Annotated in this window: 28 protein-coding genes and 1 other annotated feature; of the genes, 12 read left to right on the forward strand and 16 right to left on the reverse strand. The window is 37.9% G+C overall.

Going from position 1 to position 23,419, the window contains the following annotated elements:
* The first annotated feature begins 33 nt into the window (after window positions 1–33).
* The 3 genes from J7E81_RS22845 (at window position 34) to J7E81_RS22855 (ending at window position 4,056) form a co-directional block, all read left to right on the forward strand.
* Window positions 34–1,359 carry an MDR family MFS transporter gene (locus J7E81_RS22845; RefSeq protein WP_215045813.1) on the forward strand — a complete coding sequence of 442 codons (1,326 nt, stop codon included), beginning with the start codon at window positions 34–36 and terminating at the stop codon, window positions 1,357–1,359.
* A 182-nt stretch (window positions 1,360–1,541) separates the two neighbouring features.
* Window positions 1,542–1,786: a binding site (T-box leader), on the forward strand.
* 62 nt (window positions 1,787–1,848) lie between these two features.
* Entirely contained in the window at window positions 1,849–3,114 is a 1,266-nt protein-coding gene (gene ilvA, locus J7E81_RS22850; protein WP_215045815.1) for a threonine ammonia-lyase IlvA, read from the forward strand.
* A gap of 222 nt (window positions 3,115–3,336) precedes the next feature.
* Window positions 3,337–4,056, forward strand: coding sequence for a YebC/PmpR family DNA-binding transcriptional regulator (locus tag J7E81_RS22855; RefSeq protein WP_215045817.1), 720 nt, complete (start codon window positions 3,337–3,339; stop codon window positions 4,054–4,056).
* A gap of 588 nt (window positions 4,057–4,644) precedes the next feature.
* On the opposite strand, the gene J7E81_RS22860 is transcribed toward J7E81_RS22855, so the two are convergent.
* Window positions 4,645–4,860, reverse strand: a complete 216-nt coding sequence (locus tag J7E81_RS22860; RefSeq protein WP_215045819.1) for a hypothetical protein — start codon at window positions 4,858–4,860, stop codon at window positions 4,645–4,647.
* 250 nt (window positions 4,861–5,110) lie between these two features.
* Here J7E81_RS22860 and J7E81_RS22865 point away from each other — a divergent pair, with 250 nt between their 5' ends.
* Window positions 5,111–5,626 (forward strand): YbaK/EbsC family protein, encoded by a 516-nt coding sequence (locus J7E81_RS22865; RefSeq protein ID WP_215045821.1) that lies wholly within the window; start codon window positions 5,111–5,113, stop codon window positions 5,624–5,626.
* 126 nt (window positions 5,627–5,752) lie between these two features.
* Window positions 5,753–6,091 carry a hypothetical protein gene (locus J7E81_RS22870; protein WP_215045823.1) on the forward strand — a complete coding sequence of 113 codons (339 nt, stop codon included), beginning with the start codon at window positions 5,753–5,755 and terminating at the stop codon, window positions 6,089–6,091.
* A gap of 62 nt (window positions 6,092–6,153) precedes the next feature.
* Here the strand turns inward: J7E81_RS22870 and J7E81_RS22875 are convergent, their stop codons facing one another.
* On the reverse strand, window positions 6,154–6,558 hold the full coding sequence (locus J7E81_RS22875; protein ID WP_215045825.1) for a hypothetical protein: 405 nt from the start codon (window positions 6,556–6,558) through the stop codon (window positions 6,154–6,156).
* Window positions 6,559–6,767: 209 nt separating this feature from the next.
* Between J7E81_RS22875 and J7E81_RS22880 the strand changes: the two genes are divergently transcribed.
* The 3 genes from J7E81_RS22880 to J7E81_RS22890 all read left to right on the forward strand — a co-directional run bounded on the left by J7E81_RS22880 (window position 6,768) and on the right by J7E81_RS22890 (window position 8,480).
* Window positions 6,768–7,175, forward strand: a complete 408-nt coding sequence (locus J7E81_RS22880; RefSeq protein ID WP_215045827.1) for an SET domain-containing protein — start codon at window positions 6,768–6,770, stop codon at window positions 7,173–7,175.
* A 228-nt stretch (window positions 7,176–7,403) separates the two neighbouring features.
* Entirely contained in the window at window positions 7,404–7,727 is a 324-nt protein-coding gene (locus tag J7E81_RS30675) for a DUF4825 domain-containing protein (protein WP_308162265.1), read from the forward strand.
* A gap of 300 nt (window positions 7,728–8,027) precedes the next feature.
* Entirely contained in the window at window positions 8,028–8,480 is a 453-nt protein-coding gene (locus tag J7E81_RS22890) for a hypothetical protein (protein WP_215045829.1), read from the forward strand.
* A 75-nt stretch (window positions 8,481–8,555) separates the two neighbouring features.
* Here the strand turns inward: J7E81_RS22890 and yyaC are convergent, their stop codons facing one another.
* A complete protein-coding gene (yyaC, locus tag J7E81_RS22895; RefSeq protein ID WP_308162267.1) occupies window positions 8,556–9,155 on the reverse strand; it encodes a spore protease YyaC in 600 nt (199 codons plus the stop codon).
* Window positions 9,156–9,292: 137 nt separating this feature from the next.
* On the opposite strand from yyaC, the gene J7E81_RS22900 reads away from it, so the two are divergent.
* On the forward strand, window positions 9,293–9,739 hold the full coding sequence (locus J7E81_RS22900; protein ID WP_215045830.1) for a GNAT family N-acetyltransferase: 447 nt from the start codon (window positions 9,293–9,295) through the stop codon (window positions 9,737–9,739).
* Between the two features lie 33 nt (window positions 9,740–9,772).
* On the opposite strand, the gene J7E81_RS22905 is transcribed toward J7E81_RS22900, so the two are convergent.
* From J7E81_RS22905 to treP, 8 genes are all read right to left on the reverse strand, one after another.
* Window positions 9,773–10,006 carry a hypothetical protein gene (locus tag J7E81_RS22905; protein WP_215045832.1) on the reverse strand — a complete coding sequence of 78 codons (234 nt, stop codon included), beginning with the start codon at window positions 10,004–10,006 and terminating at the stop codon, window positions 9,773–9,775.
* 15 nt (window positions 10,007–10,021) lie between these two features.
* Window positions 10,022–10,255, reverse strand: coding sequence for a hypothetical protein (locus J7E81_RS22910; RefSeq protein ID WP_215045834.1), 234 nt, complete (start codon window positions 10,253–10,255; stop codon window positions 10,022–10,024).
* 48 nt (window positions 10,256–10,303) lie between these two features.
* Window positions 10,304–10,540, reverse strand: a complete 237-nt coding sequence (locus J7E81_RS22915) for a hypothetical protein (RefSeq protein ID WP_215045836.1) — start codon at window positions 10,538–10,540, stop codon at window positions 10,304–10,306.
* A 227-nt stretch (window positions 10,541–10,767) separates the two neighbouring features.
* Complete coding sequence (locus J7E81_RS22920; RefSeq protein WP_215045838.1) at window positions 10,768–11,445, reverse strand: SOS response-associated peptidase; 678 nt, start codon at window positions 11,443–11,445, stop codon at window positions 10,768–10,770.
* 62 nt (window positions 11,446–11,507) lie between these two features.
* Window positions 11,508–12,779 (reverse strand): S-adenosylmethionine decarboxylase related protein, encoded by a 1,272-nt coding sequence (locus tag J7E81_RS22925; protein WP_215045840.1) that lies wholly within the window; start codon window positions 12,777–12,779, stop codon window positions 11,508–11,510.
* Window positions 12,780–12,898: 119 nt separating this feature from the next.
* Window positions 12,899–13,606, reverse strand: a complete 708-nt coding sequence (gene treR / locus J7E81_RS22930) for a trehalose operon repressor (protein WP_215045842.1) — start codon at window positions 13,604–13,606, stop codon at window positions 12,899–12,901.
* A 14-nt stretch (window positions 13,607–13,620) separates the two neighbouring features.
* A complete protein-coding gene (gene treC, locus J7E81_RS22935; RefSeq protein ID WP_215045844.1) occupies window positions 13,621–15,291 on the reverse strand; it encodes an alpha,alpha-phosphotrehalase in 1,671 nt (556 codons plus the stop codon).
* Window positions 15,292–15,371: 80 nt separating this feature from the next.
* On the reverse strand, window positions 15,372–16,796 hold the full coding sequence (gene treP, locus J7E81_RS22940; protein WP_215045846.1) for a PTS system trehalose-specific EIIBC component: 1,425 nt from the start codon (window positions 16,794–16,796) through the stop codon (window positions 15,372–15,374).
* Between the two features lie 560 nt (window positions 16,797–17,356).
* Here treP and J7E81_RS22945 point away from each other — a divergent pair.
* Complete coding sequence (locus J7E81_RS22945; protein WP_215045914.1) at window positions 17,357–17,896, forward strand: GNAT family N-acetyltransferase; 540 nt, start codon at window positions 17,357–17,359, stop codon at window positions 17,894–17,896.
* A 69-nt stretch (window positions 17,897–17,965) separates the two neighbouring features.
* Here J7E81_RS22945 and J7E81_RS22950 read toward each other — a convergent pair whose 3' ends face one another.
* A complete protein-coding gene (locus J7E81_RS22950) occupies window positions 17,966–18,358 on the reverse strand; it encodes a thiol-disulfide oxidoreductase DCC family protein (protein WP_215045848.1) in 393 nt (130 codons plus the stop codon).
* A 214-nt stretch (window positions 18,359–18,572) separates the two neighbouring features.
* Here J7E81_RS22950 and J7E81_RS22955 point away from each other — a divergent pair, with 214 nt between their 5' ends.
* Window positions 18,573–18,977: a DUF2500 domain-containing protein gene (locus J7E81_RS22955; protein ID WP_215045850.1), complete on the forward strand. Its 405-nt coding sequence runs from the start codon at window positions 18,573–18,575 to the stop codon at window positions 18,975–18,977.
* Window positions 18,978–19,084: 107 nt separating this feature from the next.
* On the opposite strand, the gene J7E81_RS22960 is transcribed toward J7E81_RS22955, so the two are convergent.
* The 4 genes from J7E81_RS22960 to J7E81_RS22975 all read right to left on the reverse strand — a co-directional run bounded on the left by J7E81_RS22960 (window position 19,085) and on the right by J7E81_RS22975 (window position 22,992).
* Window positions 19,085–19,747 carry a DUF2642 domain-containing protein gene (locus J7E81_RS22960; protein ID WP_251028829.1) on the reverse strand — a complete coding sequence of 221 codons (663 nt, stop codon included), beginning with the start codon at window positions 19,745–19,747 and terminating at the stop codon, window positions 19,085–19,087.
* A 191-nt stretch (window positions 19,748–19,938) separates the two neighbouring features.
* Window positions 19,939–21,186, reverse strand: coding sequence for a hypothetical protein (locus tag J7E81_RS22965; RefSeq protein ID WP_215045854.1), 1,248 nt, complete (start codon window positions 21,184–21,186; stop codon window positions 19,939–19,941).
* A 60-nt stretch (window positions 21,187–21,246) separates the two neighbouring features.
* Window positions 21,247–21,771, reverse strand: coding sequence for a hypothetical protein (locus tag J7E81_RS22970; RefSeq protein ID WP_215045856.1), 525 nt, complete (start codon window positions 21,769–21,771; stop codon window positions 21,247–21,249).
* A gap of 132 nt (window positions 21,772–21,903) precedes the next feature.
* On the reverse strand, window positions 21,904–22,992 hold the full coding sequence (locus J7E81_RS22975; RefSeq protein ID WP_251028826.1) for a CotH kinase family protein: 1,089 nt from the start codon (window positions 22,990–22,992) through the stop codon (window positions 21,904–21,906).
* Window positions 22,993–23,174: 182 nt separating this feature from the next.
* Between J7E81_RS22975 and J7E81_RS22980 the strand changes: the two genes are divergently transcribed.
* The coding region (locus J7E81_RS22980; protein ID WP_215045858.1) for a hypothetical protein at window positions 23,175–23,419 on the forward strand (245 nt) is incomplete at its 3' end.

The following is a 23,419-nucleotide window of genomic DNA, read 5'->3' on the forward strand; positions in this document are numbered from 1 at the left end:
TTTGACAAAAAAAGGGAGGATAAAGGGGATTTTATGAATAAAAATAAATATGTTTTCTGGGGTCTAGTCATTACGACCTTGATTTCAGCATTAGATGCGAATATTATGCAAACGGCAAGCCCAACCATTGTAAAGCAGCTCGGTGGGATGGAGTTATTTGCCTGGGTGTTTTCTGTCTACATGTTAGCAAGTACCATTACCGTGCCGCTGTACGGAAAACTATCGGATATGTATGGCCGGAAGAAGCTTTTAATGATTTCGGTTGGACTGTTTACGTTCGGGTCCATTCTTTGCGGTATGGCGAATTCGATGGTCATGCTGATTGTTTTTAGGGGTATTCAAGGTCTGGGTGCAGGCGGGATGGTCCCTCTTTCGATGATCATTGTCGGAGATTTATTTACGATTGAAAGGCGTGGCAAAATCCAAGCCGTTTTTAGCAGTATCTGGGCAATATCGTCAGTTATTGGTCCAATCTTAGGTTCCTTTTTTGTTGAAGCGTTAACATGGAGATGGATTTTCTTTATTAATATTCCGATTGGGATTGCTACGGTCTTATGTTTAATACCTTACAAAGAAACGACTGAATTTAGAAAGACCTTTATTGACTATAAAGGATTTTTCTTATTTGGGATTTCCATTTCGCTATTACTGTTGTCGACCAATGTCAGCCATCCGTTAGGGTATCTTGTCATTGGGATTATTGGGATGCTGGTTTTTATCTTGGTCGAAAGAAAGGAAGAACAGCCTTTTCTACCTGTTTCTCTTTTTAAAAACAAAGGGATATTTAGAACTAATCTGTTTATGCTATTTTACTGCCTCTCCTTTTTTGGTACATCAAACTTTATCCCGCTGTTTTTACAAGAAGGCAAGCAGATGAGTATTTATAAAAGCGGTTTGATTCTGTTAAGTATTGCAGTCGGGTGGATGTTTGGCAGTACACCGGCAGGGAAATGGATTATTCGCTTTGGCTATAAATCTTTGTTTATAGTAGGCAGCTTTATTACGACGATTTCTGGTCTGATGCTTTATTTATTTGTTAATAACGTTTCCTATCTTGTTTTGTTCCTTATTTTGATGGTGCAAGGGGTAGCGTTCGGCTTGTTATTCGCGGTTGGGACAATCGCATCGCAAGAGTTTGCGGAAGCCCATATCAAAGGGATGTCGACCTCCTTGCAGATTTTCCTGCGAAACATTGGGACATCTGTTGGGGTAACCATCATGGGGTTGATCATTAACCACGCAGCTAGTATCAGTGTTGGAATGAAAAATGTGTTTCTTTATGCGCTTATTCTAAGTTTGGTCACAGTTGGGATTAGTTTTATAATCCCAGCTAAGACAGCAGCGGTAAGGGAGCAGTAGCTGGGGGACTTTTTGATCATAAGAAGATTAGTTAAAAACCGGTCACAACCCAATGTGACCGGTTTTTTTAAAGTAATTGTAAGTATGTCCCATGTAAGCGCTTTAAAATAAACAAAATAGTTAAAATAGTCAAAAAACATTGACAGACTTTTTTTTCGATGGTAACCTTATCTAAAATTACATAAGAATTGATGACGAGAAGAGTAGGATAGGTTATTTGTTTCTAGAGAATCGACGGTTGGTGCAAGTCGATAACAGGACCATCTGAAGATCATCTCCGAGATGTATGGCTGAATTAGTAGTAAGTCTTACCGGAATGTCCACCGTTAACTTGGAACACGTACAGCTGATTGTACGTTGATCGAGAGCCGCAGCCTCATTCAGGCAGCGGAAGTAGGGTGGTATCGCGAGTTCACTCGTCCCTATAACCAGGGGCGAGTTTTTTGTTGTCCATAAATGAATGTGTACTTATAGAGGAGGAAGAAAAGCATGAGTCAACAAGTCGATAAAAAAGTTTTTAATGTAGAGGACATCATCATTGCAAGTCATACGATCAAGGATGTCATCTCACCCACACCATTACAATACAACCACCTATTATCCGAACGATATGGCTGTCATATCTACTTGAAGCGGGAAGATCTGCAAAGCGTTCGCTCCTTTAAAATCCGTGGTGCCTATAACCGGATTAGAAAGTTAAATGAAGATGAGTTAACGAACGGAATTATTTGTGCAAGTGCCGGGAATCATGCTCAAGGTGTTGCCTATTCCTGCCACCTGTTAAAAATTAATGGCAAAATCTTTATGCCAAACACCACACCAAAGCAAAAGGTAAATCAAGTAAAGTTTTGGGGCAAAGACAGTGTCGAAATTGTCCTGGTTGGAGATACCTTTGATGATGCCTATGAAAAGGCGATGGAATGCAGTCTCGCGGAGAACCGTACGTTTATCCATCCTTTTGATGATTTCGATGTTATCGCCGGTCAAGGAACGGTTGCGGTTGAAATGCTCGCTGACTGCCCAGAAAAAATTGATTACCTATTTGCAGCCATCGGCGGCGGTGGTTTAGTTGCCGGTTGCGGAACTTATTTAAAGCATTTTTCTCCACATACTAAATTAATCGGAGTCGAGCCACAAGGCGCACCTGGAATGAAGGAATCGATTCTGAAAGGCGAAGTAACTTCATTAGAAGAGATTGACCCATTTGTGGATGGGGCCGCTGTTAAAACAGTTGGGACGAAAACTTTTAATCTATGCAAAGACCTTGTTGATGACATTGTGGTGATCCCTGAAGGAAAGGTATGTACGACTCTTTTATCACTATATAATGAAAATGCGATTGTCGTTGAACCGACCGGAGCACTTTCGGTTGCAGCCTTAGATTCTTATGCGGAACAAATCAAGGGGAAAACGGTAGTCTGCATCGTTAGCGGGGGTAATAATGATATTGGTAGAATGCAAGAGATTAAAGAAAGATCAAAACTTTATGAAGGGCTTCAGCATTATTTCATCGTTCAATTTCCACAGCGGCCAGGAGCCTTGCGTGAATTTTTATTTGACGTATTAGGACCCAATGATGATATCAGCCATTTTGAATATACCAAAAAGAATAATCGTGAAACCGGTCCTGCTCTAGTAGGAATTGAATTGAAGGATAAAGAAGATTACTATCCATTAATTGCACGAATTAAGGCAAAAGGATTTTTACACCGAGAAGTAAATAAAGACAGCACCTTATTTCAAATGCTAGTTTGATTTTAACTGACCATTCTCTCGCTGAATGGTCTTTTTTAGCGTTTTAACGCACAGGATACTTAACAAATGCAACATTTAATGTATAATATTATTTGTGCATGAAAACAGTTCTTGTTTTCTAGTCAGTATAAATTGTATGATCTTCCAAAATCGTTATTTTGAAAAGTACATTTTTCATTTTAAGCATTTTGGAAGATTCAAATTGGAAAGAGAGTGTTCAGAATGGGACGTAAATGGAACAATATTAAAGAAAAGAAGGCTTCAAAGGATGCCAATACGAGCCGTATTTACGCAAAATTTGGCGTTGAAATCTATGTGGCAGCTCGGAGCGGCGAACCGAATCCTGAGTCTAACCAAGCATTAAAATTTGTCCTAGAACGTGCAAAAACGTATAATGTGCCAAGGCATATTATTGACCGTGCGATTGAAAAAGCTAAAGGGGGTTCTGAAGAAAGCTATACAGAACTTCGTTATGAGGGCTTTGGACCAAACGGATCCATGGTTATTGTGGATGCCTTAACAAATAACGTCAATCGTACTGCGGCAGATGTACGTGCCGCTTTTGGGAAAAACGGCGGTAACATGGGCGTCAGCGGTTCCGTTTCCTATATGTTTGATGCTACAGCTGTAATTGGTATTGAGGGTAAATCGTCTGATGATGTCCTTGAACTGTTAATGGAAGCAGACGTAGATGTACGTGATATTGCGGATGAAGATGAACAGGTGATTGTTTACGCGGAGCCAGACCAATTCCATGCCGTTCAAGAAGCCTTCAAGCAAGCAGGTATTACTGAATTTATTGTAGCAGAATTAACCATGCTTCCACAAAATGAGATTACTCTTGATGGTGAAGCATTAGCCAAATTTGAGAAAATGATCGATGTATTAGAAGATTTAGAGGATGTTCAGCGCGTATACCACAACGTAGATCTTGGTGAATAAACAAGCAGGCAGGCCTCTATAGCACCAAAAATCACTATTAATTAAAGTAACAAGCGTTAAACCCACTTTTAGTATGAGAAATTCATAATAAAGGTGGGTTTTTTGTATGTTTTAACGATATTTACAAAGAATTTCGATTTAGAAATAAAAAATTATTTAAATTTTAAAAAAGGTAAATAATATCCATATCATTTATCCCGTGGAGGTTCATAAAATGACTCATCAAAAAATTAAAAGTATCCTAGGGTGTTGATGTCCGTGCCCGGCATAATGTAAATAAAGCAAATATATGTGCTATTGACCCTTTCGAGAATCCTTTAATTCACAAAAAAATAAACGGGAATGAGATAGTCCCACTTAATATACATAAATTATGGGGGGAGTAGTCTACAGGTGATTTACAGATGATTAATATTTCACTTATATTTTCCTTAGCAGTATCAATTGTAATTGTATATTATATCTTTAAAATAGTAAGAAGGAGAAGTTGAAACTGTAATTATTAAAATTAATTAAAATGTAGGATGTAGTTTGGAAAACAATGCATTATTGCCTACTTTTGACAGTGCCCGTAGATTGTTAATCCCACTACGGGTAAAATAATTTCTCCTTGTGTATTTTCACTAATGCCTCTAATATCTGATCTTTTAAATCAAAATCATCACTTAAAATGTCAAATAATTTAATTTCCCCATTCCTTAATCTCATAGTAATGTTATTAATATATGTCTCTTTAAATCCATGCAGGTTGTCGTTAAGAAACATATACTGTAACTCGTCTGCAATAATTTTCTCTAATTTCATTGCAAACCCCCCTAAGGATCATCAAAGATGTAATTTCTCTTATAGTATGTATCTTTTCTTTAAGGTGAAACATGACCAGTTTACAACAAAATTTTGTTTTCATAATGAACATTATCAACTTAATTCTAATATTACTGGCAAGAAGACCTCGATTTTTGCGAGGAAACTGTTTAATAAGCCATCCATTCGCTTTATTCGAATAAATTGTGCTATTATTCTAATATTGTAAATAAAGGAAGGGATGAGTAAATTGTCATTTGAGAGTGTTAAGAAGCATTTTGAACAGTGGAATCGGGAGCAGGATGTGATGGAATTTGAAACATCCAGTGCAACCGTGGACCAAGCTGCTGAAACAATTGGGGTAAGTCCTGCGCGAATTGCCAAAACATTATCCTTTCGAGGGTCTGAGGAACAAGCGATTTTAATTGTAGCGGCCGGAGATGCCAAAATTGATAATAAGAAATTCCGCCACCAATTCGGCTATAAAGCTCGTATGCTGTCGCCAGATGAGGTGCTGGAGCAAACTGGCCATGCGATTGGCGGGGTTTGCCCATTTGGTTTAAAAAATAATCTAGAGGTCTACCTCGATGTTTCTATGAAGCGATTTGAGACGGTCTTTCCCGCATGTGGCAGCACCAACTCTGCTATTGAATTAACAACGGAAGAATTATTTGAATACTCGGCTGCCAAGGAGTGGGTAGATGTCTGTAAAGGCTGGGGAGAGGACGAAGTGACTGCAACGGTTAATCAACAAATACAGGCTTAGTGGATCATTCTATTTACCTATATAATGGGGGATTTATTAATAATTTGCCTTATTGATTAATATAATTACAGTGATTTTATTTTGAATTTAACAAGGATAATCATCATAGGAAGAAGGAATCGGGTGATGAAATTCAAAATATACCGCTGTAATTGCCGGAAAACTTGGTCAATCCAAACCAGAAAGTCGAGAGTCCATGCGGGTACGGTTCTTTTAAATGCTAGTTGGTCTGCTGAACTGAAGCCGGAACGGAAGAACGATCCCAAAGGTTTTGTTACTACAAATGGAGATACAGGAATTATTTTTAATCCAGATCGGGAATTAGTCGACCAATTTGTTAAGGTTAAGAAATTAATTTATGATAAAAAGAATGTCAATTTCAATGTTAAACAAGGTGAATGCTTGTACTTTGCTGAAGACGGAACCTGTTTTATCCTGAAAAAGATGGATGAAGCAATTTCATAAGAGAAAAAGAAAAGATATTCATAGTAAAAGAGCTTGGAGATCCAAGCTCTTTTTTCTTCCCTTTATCGAGGGGTAACCGGTTTAACCGATATCGCAGGGCTATAACTAGTTGCTATACAGCCCTCTAAGTGGCTGGGCATTATTAAACCTAAATCAAGGGCAGCCTTAATTTTCGTATCATCTGGTTTTTTGGTTACCTGGATTAGATCAGTCATCTTTAATTCTTCTAGTCTTTTTACGGTTTCAACTTCATGAAATTTCTCTGATTTACGTATTTGTCTTTGCAGCTTGAACCCGCTTACGGTAATTTCACCTTTTTTCTCGGTACCAACTAGGTGATTAAAATAATTTTGAAAAGCGTCCTTTAATTGAGTCAATTCCAGTTCAATTTCTTTTTTTTGTTTATTTAGTTCATAATACCTCACTAACATATCACCAGTAATCAAGGACTCATTGTTGCTAACCATGCTGCCAGCCTCCCTATACGAACGTATATTCTATAATATGTTGGGACAGTGGTGAATATAACCCAAACAAACAATTATTAACACCTTAGGAACCTACTTAATGGTGACAGGCACCAAAATGGTACCAAAAAGTATTTGCTTTCTTGTCTTTAGTCTGGCAAGCTTAATAGTGATAAATCTTCTGTAGAAAGAGCAAATAGGTGATTAATATGATAGAGGTAAAAACTTCGAAGCTTAGTGATGGGGAATTGAACAGAGGGGTTTTTGCGACTTGTGATATCGCAAAGGGTGAGTTGATTCATCAAGCACCGGTTCTTCCTTATCCAAATGAGGAACACGTTCACATCGAAAAAACGTTATTAGCCGATTATGCATTTGAATATGGGATCAATCACACCGCCATTCTTCTAGGGTATGGGATGCTGTTTAACCATTCCTATCAGCCGAATGCAACATATGAAATTAACTTTCCCAACCATACGTTTGATTTCTTTGCGTACAAGGATATTAAAGCAGGAGAAGAGATTCTGATCAACTATAATGGTGATGTTGATGATGATGAACCGCTTTGGTTTGATAAAGACAAAGAAAAGCCAGCATCGGCTAATGAAAATTAAGTTGCACAATTCACAGTATAGATCACAGTCAAAAAGGCTTAGAGATGCAAATATCTCCAAGCTTTTTTGAATTTTATTATGCAGCCGTAAGTTGTACAAGTTCCACACACCCTCCATTATTTCATACCCTGTGTTTTAAAATGTTAATTAAGACAGATAAGATTAATGAATGAGGAACCATTTTTCTTTTGATAAATGAATATAAATAAAGAAATAAGGGGGATAAAAGTGAAAAAAGTTACAAGATCTATTATTTTTTCAAGGTTCCTGATGTTACTTATTAGTGGATGTAGTACAAATGTAAGTTCAAAACAAGGTATATTTCAATACAAAGGTTCCTATGTAGGCGACAATAGTGCAGTAGGAAACATCGTAAAGAGTTTGCCACACAGCACAGAGTTAAAACAAATTTCGCTCCAAACAAAAAAAGAACCTTATGGAATCACTTTAGATTATAAAGAAATAAATTCTACGATGGTAGAAAAAGAAATGAAAAAAACAGCGATGTACAATTCTACTTTCATTTTTGCCTTGATTAAAAATGTAGAATGAGTACAGTTTCGATTTCCAGACCAAGAATATACCGTAACAAAGGAAAAATTGCAAAAATGGTATGGACAAAAGTTTGATGGTATTAAAAATGAGAAAGACCTTACTAAATTTATAAACGACTATATAAAAAATGAAAATGCAGTGAATGAATTTTTTGAAAAATAAAAATGCCTGCCATTAGAACTATTTGAACGAACCGAAAAACCCAAGTAGTTTCTGGAAACCTAGACATTAGCCCATGCTTTTTTATTGTTCGAACATATTCTAGACTGTAACCTATATAAAGGAGAGATGCTCAAAATGATGGGAACAGGTGGATATCCAGGTAGTTATGGAAGCATGAGTATGGGAGGCTATGGTGGCATGGGAACAGGCTACCCAGGCATGGGAGGATTTGGCGGCATGGGAACAGGCTATCCAGGCATGGGAGGATTTGGCGGCATGGGAACAGGCTATCCAGGCATGGGAGGATTTGGCGGCATGGGAACAGGTTATCCAGGCTATGGTATGCATAGCGGCTGGGGTGGCGGCTACCCAGGCCATGGCTGGCACGGCGGCTGGGGTGGATACCCAGGCCATGGCGGTTATGGAGGGATGGGCGGATTCTCAGGCCATGATTGGCATGGCGGCATGAGTGGCTACCCAGGCCATGGCGGATTTGGAGGGATGGGCGGATTCTCAAGCCATGGCAGCATGGGAGGTTTCTCAGGTCAAGGTGGACATGGAGGAATGAGTGGAATGGGAGGAATGTAATTTCTCCAGCTAAACAATATAAATCAAAGACGACTTAACACAAAAAGCCTTGGCTCCTTCAAGGCTTTTTAAAATTTAGTTAACAGATAAAATAGGATGGTCGGAAGGATATCTAAAAAATTGCCTCACTGCCAGCGAAATACCTTTGGCAATATTGGTTGCCATCGTGTAAATTAAATGCAGATTCGTATATAATAAAGCGCTCCCCAATACTGCCTCATTTGTCAGAACAACCCCCATCACACTACAGTCGCCAATTGGAGGAAGGTTTTGCCCAAGGCCTAGGCCCGGCTGCAGCGGTCCTGGTCGTAATACAATCGAGTTAACAAAATCTACAGAGCCGAGCACACTATCAATTGAAATGACAAAGCTATTTTTAGGAAAAATATGCCCGGAAATTTTCTGAACGATGGTGGTTGCATCCATTGGGCACTCAAGATTCCCCAGTACCGTTAAATGATTGGGGAAAGTGTTACGAAGCAAAGTCCCAACAAAGGGTCCCAGGCTGTCACCACTTATTAAATTAGAACCAATCCCTACCACATAAATATGCTGAGTACCTTCTGGAATGAGTGAATATAAACTGTTGCGAATGAATAGAGGTGCTAGACGATCATTATACGGGATGACCTTCTCATAAAATTTTATCTCACTGTTGTACTGTTTAATACCCACTACCCTAACACCTCACTATGATGACTTCACAAAAGAATTCTTCATTTACTATAAATAATCCTTCCTCTTAAAATAAAAATCTACCAAGTGGGAAATATTGCTATAATATGTTTAGTAAAGTACAAGGGGGACCATACATGTTTATCCAACGAGCAACCATAACTGAACTTGAACCGCTGACAAAGTTGTTTGATTTGTACCGGCTTTTTTACAAACAAGAATCGGATTTGGAAGGTGCTAAACAGTTCTTAAGAGAAAGAATCAGCAACGATCAATCTGTTGCCTTTATTGCCTTTGACGGCGATCAGCCGCTGGGGTTTGTGCAGCTATATCCTTCCTTTTCAAGTGTCAGCATGAAGCCTTCATGGATTTTAAATGATCTTTATGTAAAAAAAGAAGCCAGAGGGAGAGGCGTTGGTGAGAATTTACTGCAAACAGCCATTCAATTTGCAACAGAAACAGGAGCAAAGGGGCTATTCTTAGAAACAGCAAACGATAACGATAACGCCCAAAGGCTCTATGAAAAAATAGGCTTTAAAAAAGAAACAAATTACTTTTATTATTATTCTATTGCTCAAAAATAAAGGAACTTCTATAGAAAGAAGTTCCCAGAATCATTATAAAATACTATTTTTCACAGTCGCAGAGTCACTCACATCATTATCTAGTAAAAAAGAGATGGGAATCAGCATGGGGGCAATATCGCCATTTTGTTCACCATAGCCCTGATTCCGTTTATAGGAAATAAACACATCGGTCATTTGATTTGGTCCCATGTTGAGAATGGAGCCATGGTCAAATACATTGATTTTCATATCGCCAAAATTGACGTTCATAGGTGCAAAAATCAACAGGATCCCCTCCTATTACACCAAACTGTTTTTCGTGGTGTTGCTGTCGGTTAAATCTGGGTCCACCACATACGAGATCGGGATGTTAACCGGGGATAAATCACCGTTTTGTTCGCCGACCCCTTGGTTCCTTTTATAGGAGTTGAATTGATCAATAAATTGATTGGGTCCAAGATTAATGAAGGCGGCATTATCTAATGAATTCACTTTAAAGCCTAAAAAATTTATGGCCATTGGGGCGAGATTCAACTGTATCACTCCTAAGCATCTATTTTTTATCATCCCTATTCAGGAGTTTTATCCAAGACCGTTTTGCTTACTGTCGGGTGAATCGATGAGATCATCATCTAGAACAAGATGGATGGGGATTACCGTTACTGTAGCATCGGCCATTTGCTGGCCAAATCCTTGTGATTTTTTGCCATAAACATTGATTCCTTTGAGCAAGGTCGGTCCAAAATTTATAGAACTTGAATGGTCCGGACTATTAATCTTCACATCACCAATCGTTACATTTGTTGGGATAAAAAACATCTTTTAGCCTCCTTCCTTAAAGGAAACCTATTGCTGTATCTCTTACTATATTCGCAGGCAGGGAGAATCAGAACAATTGAAAGATCACCGTCAAGACAAAAAAAAGAAAGTGGGTCTGCCACTTTCGAAAGAAGGAAAACTTTTATGGGTTAGTACAGCATATGTTGGTGCTTGTACGTGCATGTAGTGAACATGTCCATTTTAAAAAATATTTTTTAAAAAAGGGCTTAACATAAGTTTTGGATTAGCTCAATCGTATTATTCTTAGGTGAATTCACCAAGGAGGAAACCTCGTAGGTATCCATTACATTCTCATCAAAGGGAATAAGCAAAGGTGTTAACCTGTTCGGATCGGCAATCTCCGGGTTAAGCCAGAGGGACTCGTCTTCACGTTTTAAAATGACAGGCATGCGATCATGAATGTCTTTCATTAGTTCATTAGGACCTGTAGTGATAACGGAACACGAATAAAGTGTTTTCCCGTCCTGTGTTTTAAAACCTTCCCAGAGACCTGCCATGGCAAATAACTCATTTGACTTTAGTTTAATCCGCATCGGGGTCTTCGTTTTATCACTATGGCGTTTCCATTCATAAAAACTGTCAGCGATCACCAAACAGCGTTTCTTCTTGAAGGCATTACGAAAACTGGGTTTTTCGGTAATTGTTTCTGCTCGGGCATTAATCATTTTATTGCCAATCGAGGGATCGCTGGCCCATGGCGGGACAAGACCCCATTTTAAAAAGCCCATCCGATTTGAGGAACCATCATTGATAACTGCCAGAACCAACTGTGAGGGAGCAATATTATAACTTGGAGCATACAGTTCCTCGTTTAAGAAAGATTGGATATCGAAACGATCCATGATCTCATCAATGGATGCTGTTAATGTGAAGCGGCCGCACATACTATTCACCTCGAGAGTTAAGTTACCTTTATTGTAGCAATTGCTGCTTAGGATGACAAAAGTTAACTAGTCCGTGGATTTTTCATCCGTTCTAATAAAAGACCATCTGTTTGTGTGTTTTCTCCACATACAAAGTCTGTCAGATGGCAGGAGAGGTACTGTCCATAGTGATTAGTTGTTTTTAATAAAAGCTCGTCCACAGAATAGACTCCATTCGGGATTCCGTCATTTAGGATAACGGCGAGGGCTGCATATAATCCGCTGGCAGCCTGAAAATAGGCGGCGTTTGTATTAAACCGCTCCATACTACCCTCATTGGATAAGCCATGATACATATATCGTTCTTTATCAGGATAGATAAGGAGAACCCCGACTAAATTCTCTCCATCAAGAGGGGATAGGAGGGGGGCGAGAATGGTCTTATCCAACTTCCCTATTTTATCCGGATGATTTACATTCTCTCTAATCAGGCTTGTTGTATGATCATTTACTTTATACAAGTATCCCCCTTCCATATCATACTGTTTGCACAGGAAATAAACTGCTTCGTTTGGCAGTAAACAGCCATGAAACTGCTTGTCCCCTAATGTTGCCCTGAATCCTAGGTCATAGACCTGTTCATTAAGGAAGAGCGGGGTCCTATTTTGCATAAACATCGGAAAATTTTGGATGGCCGTTGTCAGGAACCGATCAGGAGGCTTAGTCGTATAAACGGCATTCTTGTTAGCCGCTGTCTGTAGTTTTAAGAAGGAGGAATTATGTTCGACAATCAAGCAGGCTAGAGGCTGCTCGTTAGGATAGTGATTCATCAGTTCGATGGCCATCCATTGAACCACACCAGGGTTCATCCCGGAACAGATAATCGCTTTTAAGTTGGTATAATCCTGTTTATATTTTTCAAAAAAACGAAGTCGTTCAATCAACGGAAAGCCTTTGTAATCATTGGCATGATCCTGGATATAGATATTTTCCAAAGCACTGTTAACATAATGTACACCCAGCTGGTTGCAGCAGTCTAGCATTTCAACAGAATCAGCTAATGATACGTCTATGACAAGGGCTGTATGGGATTCTTTTAAAAAGTTTCTTAGGATAATTGTGTCCTTCAAATCCATTTGGTGAATCGTTAATTGGTGAATAAGATTGGGGCAGATCCTCTGATAATAATCAAGTGGTCGTTGTTTGTAGTCAATTAAGTGGATGGTACTGTTGTACAGCTTTTGTTGAATGGGGTCATGTTGATCTAGGCTTGCTTTATTTAGGAGAGCGAGGAGTGATCTTGCGAGACCGCCAGCACTACCTAGGATTGTTAGGACGAGTTTCCTGTCGTTCATTTTATCACCTCGATTTTTTAAGATTCATAATAGAATATGCCAAAAAAGAGGGGATGTTTGGACAACTGTATCAAAAAGGAAAAGGAGACCTTTTCATTCAAGGTCTCCTAACAGCATTGTCATCTTCTAGCAAAATCCACAAAGCGAAATTTATCGGGTCGGTGCCTTGATTCCGTGTATTGGAACAGTGTGGCATCATCTAAGTAGACATGGTTTTTAATGACCACCACATTGTGAAACCCTTCAAGATCAAGAAGTGAGCGGTCTTCGGCGGTTGGTTCTTCGACAATGATTTCTTTTTTGGCAAAGCTGATTGTCAGCTTAAGTTCATTTTCTAGATATTCATAAATCGAGTCAGCACATATTTCTTCTGTAAGAGAAGGAACAAGACTGCTGCATAAATAATCTTTATCTAAAATGATTTTTTCTCCGCCCATTTCCCTTGTGCGGACTACCTTCCAAACCAACTCTTTTCCACCCAGCTGCAGCTGTTGGCGGATGTAGCCATCAGGCTTAATTAAGGCCAGCTCATTGACAAGAGTTACGGGCTTACTGCCCATTTTACTTGCTAGTTCCTTAAAACTAACTAAACCGCTAACTGGAAAGTCAAATTTACTGATGTCAATGACAATGGAACCTTTTCCTCTAACCTTTTGAATATAGCCATTTTGGGAGAGCAAATTTAATGCTTTTCTGATCGTTTCCCTCGAGGTATCATATTGATCCTTTAACTCATTTTCAGAGGGTAGAAGCGTCTGTGGAGCTAATTCTCCATTTTTGATTTGCTCAACTATTGATTCATATATGGTTAGGTACTTGTTTGTCATACTGACATCTCCGATCAATTTTTCAGATAGTACACGATCGACTCATAAGCCCGCAGCATCATCTCATGGTCTAGGTGTGCAGGGGAGTCCTCATAGTTAGAGATTAACATTTCACTATCAGCCTCATCAAGATTTAAATGCGGAGGAAGAATAAATCTCTTTTCTCGACCGTAAAAATTGTTAACAACGAGTACTTTTTCTGCACGGCTGGTTCTGATAAACGCAAAAAGGTCAGGGTCTTGTCCTAAAATTAATTGGAAATCACCATCCGTAATCACATCAATCTCTTTGCGTAATTGAATCAGTTTTTGATAGTGATAGAAGATAGAATCTGATTCTTGAACTGCCTTTTCAGCGTTAACTTCGTTATAATTTGCCGCTGTATCAATCCAAGGAGTGCCCGTCGTAAATCCGGCATTTTTTCGATCATTCCATTGAACAGGTGTTCTTGAATTGTCGCGCGATTTTTGCTTCAAAATTTCAAGGATTTGTTGTTCTTCAAGGCCTCTATTTTTCAAAATTTGAAACATATTTAATGACTCGACATCACGGTATTTGTCTATAGCATTGAAATTTGGATTGGTCATTCCGAATTCTTCGCCTTGATAAATATAAGGAGTTCCCTGCATGAGATGAAGCGTTGTTGCGAGCATTTTGGCGGATTCCTTATGATAATGGATGTCATCACCGAAGCGGGAGACTGCTCTTGGCTGGTCATGATTGCACCAGAAAAGGGCATTCCAGCCGCCGCCTTCGTTCATTTCGATTTGCCATTTAGACAAGATATCTTTCAAAGCTTGAAAATCAAAATCCGCTTTTGTCCATTTATCACCATTTGGATAATCCACTTTTAGGTGATGAAAGCTAAAGGTCATATTTAATTCTTGTTGGTCTGGGTTCGTGTAACGAATACAATTATCGATGGAAGTCGAAGACATTTCTCCAACTGTCATAATATCATATTTCGAAAAGACTTGTTCATTCATTTCATGTAAGAATTCATGAATTCGAGGACCATCTGTATAAAACTTGCGGCCGTCGCTGTCATCCTGAGGGAAGTGCTGGTCTTTAGAAATTAAATTGATGACATCCAAACGGAATCCGTCGACACCTTTCTTTAACCAAAAATGCATCATCTCATAGAGAGCGGCACGGAGCTGTTCATTTTCCCAGTTTAAGTCCGCTTGTGTTACATCGAATAAATGTAGATAGTATTGTTCGGTTGTTTCATCGTATTCCCACGCTGATCCGCCAAATTTAGATTCCCAGTTGGTAGGGGCTTCGCCATTTTGTCCGTCTTTCCAAATGTAGAAGTCTCTATATGGATTGTCTTTAGACGATTTAGCTTGTTTAAACCATTCATGCTCCGTCGATGTATGGTTAATAACGATATCCATAATAATTTTGATACCGCGTTTATGCGCTTCTTCAAGCAGTAAGTCAAAATCCTCCATTGTTCCATACTCTTCATGAATCGAGTAGTAATCACTGATATCATACCCATTATCACGCTGTGGAGATTGATAAATAGGTGTCAGCCAAAGGACATCGACACCGAGTTCTTTTAAATAATCTAACTTTTCGATAATACCTTGAATATCTCCGGTACCATTTCCTGTTGTGTCATTAAAGCTTTTTGGATAAATTTGATAGACGACTGCTTTCTTCCACCATGCTGTTGACATACTAAACACCTGCCTAAATTTTTTGATTGTTCTAATGTGGAAAAGGAGGGAGATGGTCTCCCTCCTGTAAGGAGTGCTGATTAATTGGTTAACTTAGACTTATTCAAACGAGTTTTTGAAAAGATAGTAGTTAAGATAAATGGAACTACAATTGCAATCACCATACAGATCGCAAACATTGCCATATGTTTTGGCTGAATAGACAGAATACCAGGAATACCGCCGACTCCAATGGAGTTTGCCATTACGCCGCTTGCCACTGATACAACCGCTGCAATCATCGAACCAATCATCGCAGCTAAGAATGGGAAGCCGTATTTAAGGTTAATACCAAACATCGCCGGCTCTGTTACACCTAGATAACAGGAGATCGTTGCTGGGATTGAAACTTGCTTTTCTTCTTCATTTTTACGGTTGATAAAGATCATGGCAAGAACAGCTGAACCTTGAGCAATATTTGATAAAGCAATCATTGGCCATAGGTTTGTTCCGCCAAATTGACTTACTAATTGAAGGTCAATTGCATTTGTCATATGGTGTAAACCAGTAATAACGAGTGGAGCATAAGCGAATCCGAATACTGCGGCAAACAACCAGCCAAAGGATGATGTTAAGCTAGAGTAAACAACGTGAGAGATACCAGCGCCAATTTTCCAGCCGATCGGACCTAGGATGGTGTGTGCGATTAATACTGTTGGAACTAATGCAAAGAATGGTACAACAATCATAGATATGGAATTTGGAACGATTTTACGTAGTCTTGTTTCAAAGAAACCTAATGTTAAACCAGCTAAGATCGCAGGGATAACTTGTGCTTGGTAACCAATCATTTTAATGTGTGCAAATCCAAAATCCCATGTAGGAATTTCTTTTGCACCGGCAACAGCGTAAGCATTTAATAATTGTGGTGATACTAAGGTAATACCAAGAACGATTCCAAGAATTTGAGATGCGCCCATTTTTTTCGCCACTGACCAGGTGATTCCGACTGGAAGGAAGTGGAATATTGCTTCGCCAATCAACCAAAGGAATGAGTGAACACCTGCCCAGAATTGAGAAACTTCAATGATTGTCTTTGTACCGTTATCTAATAGTTTAATATCACCAATTATATTTCGGAAACCGAGGATCAAACCTCCGACTACTAGGGCAGGGATTAATGGAGTGAAGATTTCAGCTAAATGTCCCATCATACGCTGAATCCAGTTCTGATTTTGCTTGGCTGCTTTCTTGGCTTCTTCTTTAGAAGTGCCATCAACACCTGTAATTTTTACAAATTCATTATAAAAGCTAGGTACTTCGTTACCGATGATAACCTGGAATTGTCCGGCTTGGGTAAATGTACCTTTTACAAGTTTAATGGATTCAATTTCTTTTACGTTTGCTTTACTTGGATCATTTAAAACAAAACGCATTCTTGTTACACAGTGGGTTACGGCTGCAATGTTTTCTATACCACCAATGTGTTGTAGTAATTCCTTCGAAGGATCCGTATACTTCGTCATTTTCTTTCCCCCTAAATAAATGGTGTGATGACCATTTTCTTTCCCTTAAATTTTCTAACCTTTCTATTCAAGCGTTGTGTACGGTTTCATTACGCATCCCAGCTTGTATATACAAGTTTTGTTTACGGTTTCATTCTAACTTGTATATACATGTATGTCAACAAATAATTTTTAAGTTTTTTAAAATAATTTTTTCGAGTTAAAATCACTTTTATTTTCGTTCTAGTGTAAATAAAACATGCATGGATATGGATTAGGTATAAAAGGGAAGGACTATTTTTAATATTGTAAAATAAGTCTTTGGTATTACTTTCCTACTTTACAGTAATAAATTATTGATAGAAGATTCCGAAAATGGTAAAATGAACTTGTTTAAATTCTTCTGAGTTTAGACCTCCTAATTGTGAGAGCTTAGCCTAGACCACTAAGTTCTTTATTTGAACCTTTGAAGCTATTCAAAGGTTCCTTTTTTTTGTGTTGGCATCCTGTACAGTGTATTTGCTATTATAGATTTACCTAAATGTCCTTTTTAAAAGTGAGGTTACAAAACAGTGGAATTTATGACGTTTGATCAGTGGAATGAAGATATATGGAAAGAAGTTTCTCCAATTTATGAACAGGCATTTGCTGATAAAGGGGCAAAACCGGAAAAGATTATCCGAAATATGTTTCGGAAACAAATTTGTTTTCTGCATATCTGTTTTATTGATGGGCGAGCAGCAGCGATGGCATTAACCGGAAAATTGAAAGAAACAGAGTCGTTGCTTATCGATTATTTGGCGGTGAAAAAGGAACAAAGAGGGCAGGGGAAGGGGATTCGGATGTTGGAATATATCGAAGATTGGGCGATGACTTTGGGAAATTGTACTAGTTTAGTGATTGAAGTCGAAGCGGAAGAAACGCCGGAAAATCAGGCCCGGAATGTTTTTTGGAAAAAATGCGGTTTTGTCTTAACCGATTATATCCACCACTATATCTGGGTACCCGAACCTTATCAGGCTATGTATAAAAAACTTAAGCCAGAATTGACCTTTCCAACGGATGGGGAGATTCTTTTTAGCTTTATTGGTCAATTTCATAAGCAATCCTTTCAGGGATGATTCTTATGATCAATTAAGTTGCTGTTCCCCATTAAGGATATAGCCCAGTGATCCACTCCTATCTAACTGCTATTCTAAAAATCTGTCTTTCCACTTAGAGGATGGAAGCAGACAACTTTCGTTTCTTCCAAACCATTTATACCGGTTAGCTGCCACGATATCATAAACAAAATCTCTTACGAAAGGGGGAATGACCAGGAAGATCGTCAACAGCTTCCAAAGACCATTTAGCTGCCTGCACACACGTAAAGCAGCATTGGATTTTAAGTATAATTTTTCATCCTCTATTAAAACAAAGCTATTAACAGCCATCTCTTGGCCATGTTTTTTCAACAAACCCTGACCAATCTTTCCTTTAAGAGAGGTAAAGTGAAATTTCCCATTAGGATCTCTTTTTAAAATGAATTGCACACTGTTGTTGCAAAGATTACATTCACCGTCAAATAAAATAATTCGTTTCATCAAAACACCTACTTTAACCAATGTATCATTAGCATAGCATATAAGCTGCCAACACCAAAAAGACTCAACATTTTTCTGATGAAAATTTACATAGAGAAGAAATAACAGGATGGAATTACATATGGTTAACAGGGCGTATTTGTACTAATTTTTTTCAATAATTTTGAAACATATAGATAAATAATTCGTTCTAATAAATAAAGGGGGAGTTTGGATGGAGATTAATGAGGGGATCGATTTTTTTTCCATTATCGAATTCGTATTTCCGATTTTTTTTATCGCTATTGCGGGATTCATTTTATTTATCATCATAATGGGGATAAAACAATGGAGCCATAATAATAAACAACCACGCTTGCATGTTGACGCAGTCTTAATCTCCAAAAGAACCGAAGTCAGTGGAGGAGGAGGAGCTGACCACTCCTCAAGTACTTGGTATTATGCAACATTTCAATTTGAAAGCGGGGATCGAATGGAATTTGCCGTCAGCGGAAGGGACTACGGCCTTTTGGCTGAAGGTGATATCGGAGAACTAGTATTCCAAGGAACCAGGTATCACGGGTTTACCAGAAAACAAAACGGTAATATACCAGCCGCAACTAATCGTTCACTATCCTGATTGTCGATTCGCTCCAATTAAAAAGAGTGTCACACGACACTCTTTTTAGATTTTTCTTATTTGGCTGCATGAAAAAGCTTGTTTAAAACGGGGCTAAAAAAAATGAGCTATGTCATATGCACGGTTTTAATGTGCTGGAGGTTAATATGAATTGGGTCTTCTTTTGCACTAATTAATTCAACAAAATTATTATTAATGGATTGAATTTTTCCGATTACATTTTCATTTTCAGCGATATTAAAGACGATTAACTCTCCAACTAATTTTTCAATCTGGACCTCAAAGGACCTGGCAAATGAGAGGTTGCTTGGACTTACAGGCAGACTGGCGTTACTGAGGCCATAAGGACGCTGATTGTTCGTATACGGAATTAACCATTTTAAATGGTTTAACGAAATGAACATAGTTTTGTAGATGGGGGAGTAAAAAACAAAGTAATTATTCATGATACTAATGATATAACCATGTAAAGCTTGGTTACTTGTGACATAAATTTCCGTAAAAATTCCTTTTGCTGCCGTTAGAGTTTTCCGTAATGAGATCTCTTCATTATGGTTATAAATGGGTGCTGGTTCATCGTTGAAAGTAATTTCATCGATTTCATATTGTTTCATAAACTGCCAATTTTGAATATGAATGGTTGGAATATAAAGATAGTCATTTCCGTTAAAAATTACCCATAAATCACTCCCGATATCCACTAAAAGTCCAGAAATGGATTTCTTTCCGGAAATTTCAATTTTTATATACTTACCAATATTTTCTTTCATTTTCACAGACTTACTCACATCCTTTCCTTGGTTTTTCCATTCACAAATAGAGATGGGCTGATATCATCACTTCTTTATCCATGTTAAAAACTCATTTGTTTGCCCAGCTCTTATTTGTAAGAGGACATGGATGCCTTCAAAATATTTGTTTGATCGAGCAATATACATGTTTTCATGTGCAATGTGGTCAATTAAAATCTAAAGGTTCGCTTATTGTTACTTGGCCAACCTGCAAATGGGAACGTTCTTTCTTGACTGCGTGGAGCGGGTTCACCGTTAAAGAAGAAGCCTCTGGTTTCTTGGTTTGTTTGTTTCCATACTTTATTCGTATCGTTATAGACTTTCTCCTGCGAAGAAGTTTCAGCTTTCTTAGATACGGCATTTACGGTTTCTCTAGGTTTTTCGTGTTTCTTTTCTTTTTTAGATGCAGGTGAAGTGGTAGTGGATTTGGAACCCATTGCTTCACTCTTTTTGTATTCTTTTTGAGGCAGTTCGTTTTTTGATACTGTTATTTCACTTTTAAACATTTGCATTGGTTCAAACTCGTCAAGGTTCATATTTCCTTTTGCTAAAGGATCATCGATTATAGTTGGTTCATGTTTGTATGAACCCGACCATACCACCATGTGATTCGGTTCCATAACCTCTGAGGATTCAGCTTCCATTTTTATTTCGATTTTTTCGTAGGTGGATGGGGATTTTGATTTTGATTTCTTGTCATTTGCTTTGGTTTCTGTCTTATATTCTTTTGGAGAATGATTGGGAAAATGATCTTTATCTTTTTCTTTTGATTTATTCGTTTTCTCTTTTGAAACCTTCACTTCATTAGACTCTTTTGAATGGTCCGTTTCTGTTTTCTTTTTTGAATCCTTCACTTCATTAGACTCTTTTGAATGGTCTGTTTCAGTTTTCTTTTTTGAATCTTTCTCTTCACTAGACTCTTTTGATTCTTTTTCTTGATTATTCGTTTCATTCTTGCTTTCCGTTTTTTCCTGTTTGTTTTTCTCTTGTTTTTCTTCTTTTATAACTCCTTTTAAAATATTAGAGATCTGGGCTACCTTGATTAGGATTCGCTCTTCGCCATTAATCAACGTAACAAAATCTTCATCAATCTCGCTTAGTACGCCGTAAAAACTTTGCTTATTAATACTCAAAATCGTTACCCATGAATATTGGAAAGAGCGTAACAGCTCCATTAAGCTCTGAGTTTTTTGGAATTCAACAGATGCGTTTTCAGGCTGAAACTGCTTTGTGTTTTTTAGAATTGCTTGGATTTTATCAATGTTATAGTAGAAAATATATTTATTTTCAGTTTCCAGAACCACATGGTCAGTTTCTACACCAATCAATTTTCCTTTAAAGATGTCTTCACCCACATAAAGATTTACCTGAAACCCTTTTAGTAAATCCAATGCAGCTGAAAATTTTTCTAACCCCATGTTTCATCCTCCTTAAGAGATAGTGGGTCGCTTCTCTTTTTGGAGAAGCGACAATAGTTATTACTCGTTATCTTCGTTGTCATCATTTTTTTTGCTATCATGATCCTCATTATTGTTATCAGAATTGTTGCTGCTCTCATCATCATTTGATGATTTCTCTACCATCAGGCCGTAGCTAATGTTGCGAATGTGCTTCAATGAAAAACGAACTACTTCTTCATTCACGATGAGAGAGGCATAGTGTTTGTTAGAGTCACTTAGTACACCTTCTAAAGACTCTGGACCACCATCGCGGTTTATTTTCACCCATTGAAATCTGATGCTTTCTAAAAGTTTATGAAAATTTTCTGCAGTCTTAAAATCTAATTTTTCAGGAATTTTCAAGCCCAATTTCATTGCATCTTTAGAACTTTCTGTGATACTTCTGACATGGTTCGTTTTATAGTAAACCACACCGTCTTTTTCTGTGAGAAGTACAAAGAAGTCTTCAAATACAGCAAGCAATTTCCCGATTCTGGATTCTGGACCGCCACGATCTACCCTAATTGTTTTCCCCACATGCATGTTCATAAGTTCTCTATCCATAAAAGTTTCTTCCTCCTTTATTAAATAAACATTTACACTCCATCTATATGTATCACGGGATGACGTTGTACTAATAAAGAGGCCCTTTTTCGTATTTTTTGAAAAAAATAGGCAAAAAAAAGTATATGATATTCAACCATATACTTTGTCGTCCTGTAGTTTTATTAGTTGCTGCTTTAAGTAACTATTCCGTTTTTCAATGAAATGAACAATAACGTCCTTTTCCGAATCAAGTGTATTTTCTTTACTGTTAATATAAGGGTCCAATTGTAAATAAGGCTTCAGCGTGTCAAAGAGATCTTCTATTATTCCTATTTGGATTTCAACCGTAAAATGGTTGTCTAAAATGCAGGAAAGAATCTCACAATATTTCTTTTTAAAATCCGAAACGTAAAGTAGTCTGCCTGTTAAGGTATTGTACCCAGTTATAGGTACAAAATCATGATCAAGCCGTTTTCCGTGCAGATCTCTGCCCCAAGTCCCGTCATAATCCCATGGAGTTATTTCAAAAGTGTTGGTTTCACTATTTCGGTAAAGTGCATAATTATGGATAAAGCCATCAAAATTTTGAGTACAAACAACTCCCGCCAGCCAGGTTAGATACTGGTCCACATTTAGCACCTTTGTTATTTCTTCTTCAAACTCCTCATTTTTAAGGGTGTTCGTTTTAATGATTAAATCTCCTACATGCGATAAATCATCCTCATCTCCATATTTAAGGGTATATCCTTCGAGTAAATCCGTTTTTAATTTTTTTTTCGGTGATAACAGGGAGAAATTCGCGTAATAGTTAGTTGCATATATAATGGGTCCCTTTGGTAAATTTCTTTTTTGTAAGAGAAATTGATCGAAAGACTCGATCTCTAAATAAATCCCTTTACAAAAACCATTTATATAGAGAAGAACATGCTGGGAGTGAGGAGAGATGACACCAATGGAGTCAAAGAAATCAAAGGAAAGCTTGTTACGACTAAGTGAGATATCCTTGTACTCTGCGTTTAAATGGATCTCATGAGCGCCATTAACGGTGAATGGTTTTTGAAAAATAATGTTATAGGATTTCTTTTTATTCTTGCGGATCACATTTCCTCGATAGGCCAAACCGATTGTATATTGATTGTTTCCTATTTTGAGGACTGCCGGCACATGTTCATTCATCCAGATATCTTTATTAAGCTGGTTTAATGTCTTGGGATTGATAAAAATTTCATATTTTTGCAATTTAAAAACCCCTATTAAATACATATTTTTTAGAATACTATGCTCTGTCTTTAACAATGGTGCCGCTTATGGGCTACTTGGTTATTTTCAAAAAAATAAACTATTGTCTATTACCCTTTCATTATTTCTCCCATAAATTATCAATGAAGTATAAAAATATTAGAAAGTGGTGGAGTGTTTAAATGAAAATGGTAATGGAAGAGCTGCTTACACAAGCACAAGAGAACGGGGTAATTGAATTCTTAATCAATAACCCTGTTGAATTTAAAAAAGGGCCAAAAGGACCAAAGGGTACTAAAGGGTCAAAAGGAAGTAAAGGTTCAAAAGGTACTGGCGGCTCTAAAGGCTCAAAAGGTACTGACGGTTCTAAAGGTTCAAAAGGTACTGACGGTTCTAAAGGCTCAAAGGGTACTGGCGGATCTAAAGG

It is taken from the genome of Bacillus sp. ISL-18 (assembly GCF_018613415.1).
GTDB lineage: Bacteria > Bacillota > Bacilli > Bacillales > Cytobacillaceae > Neobacillus.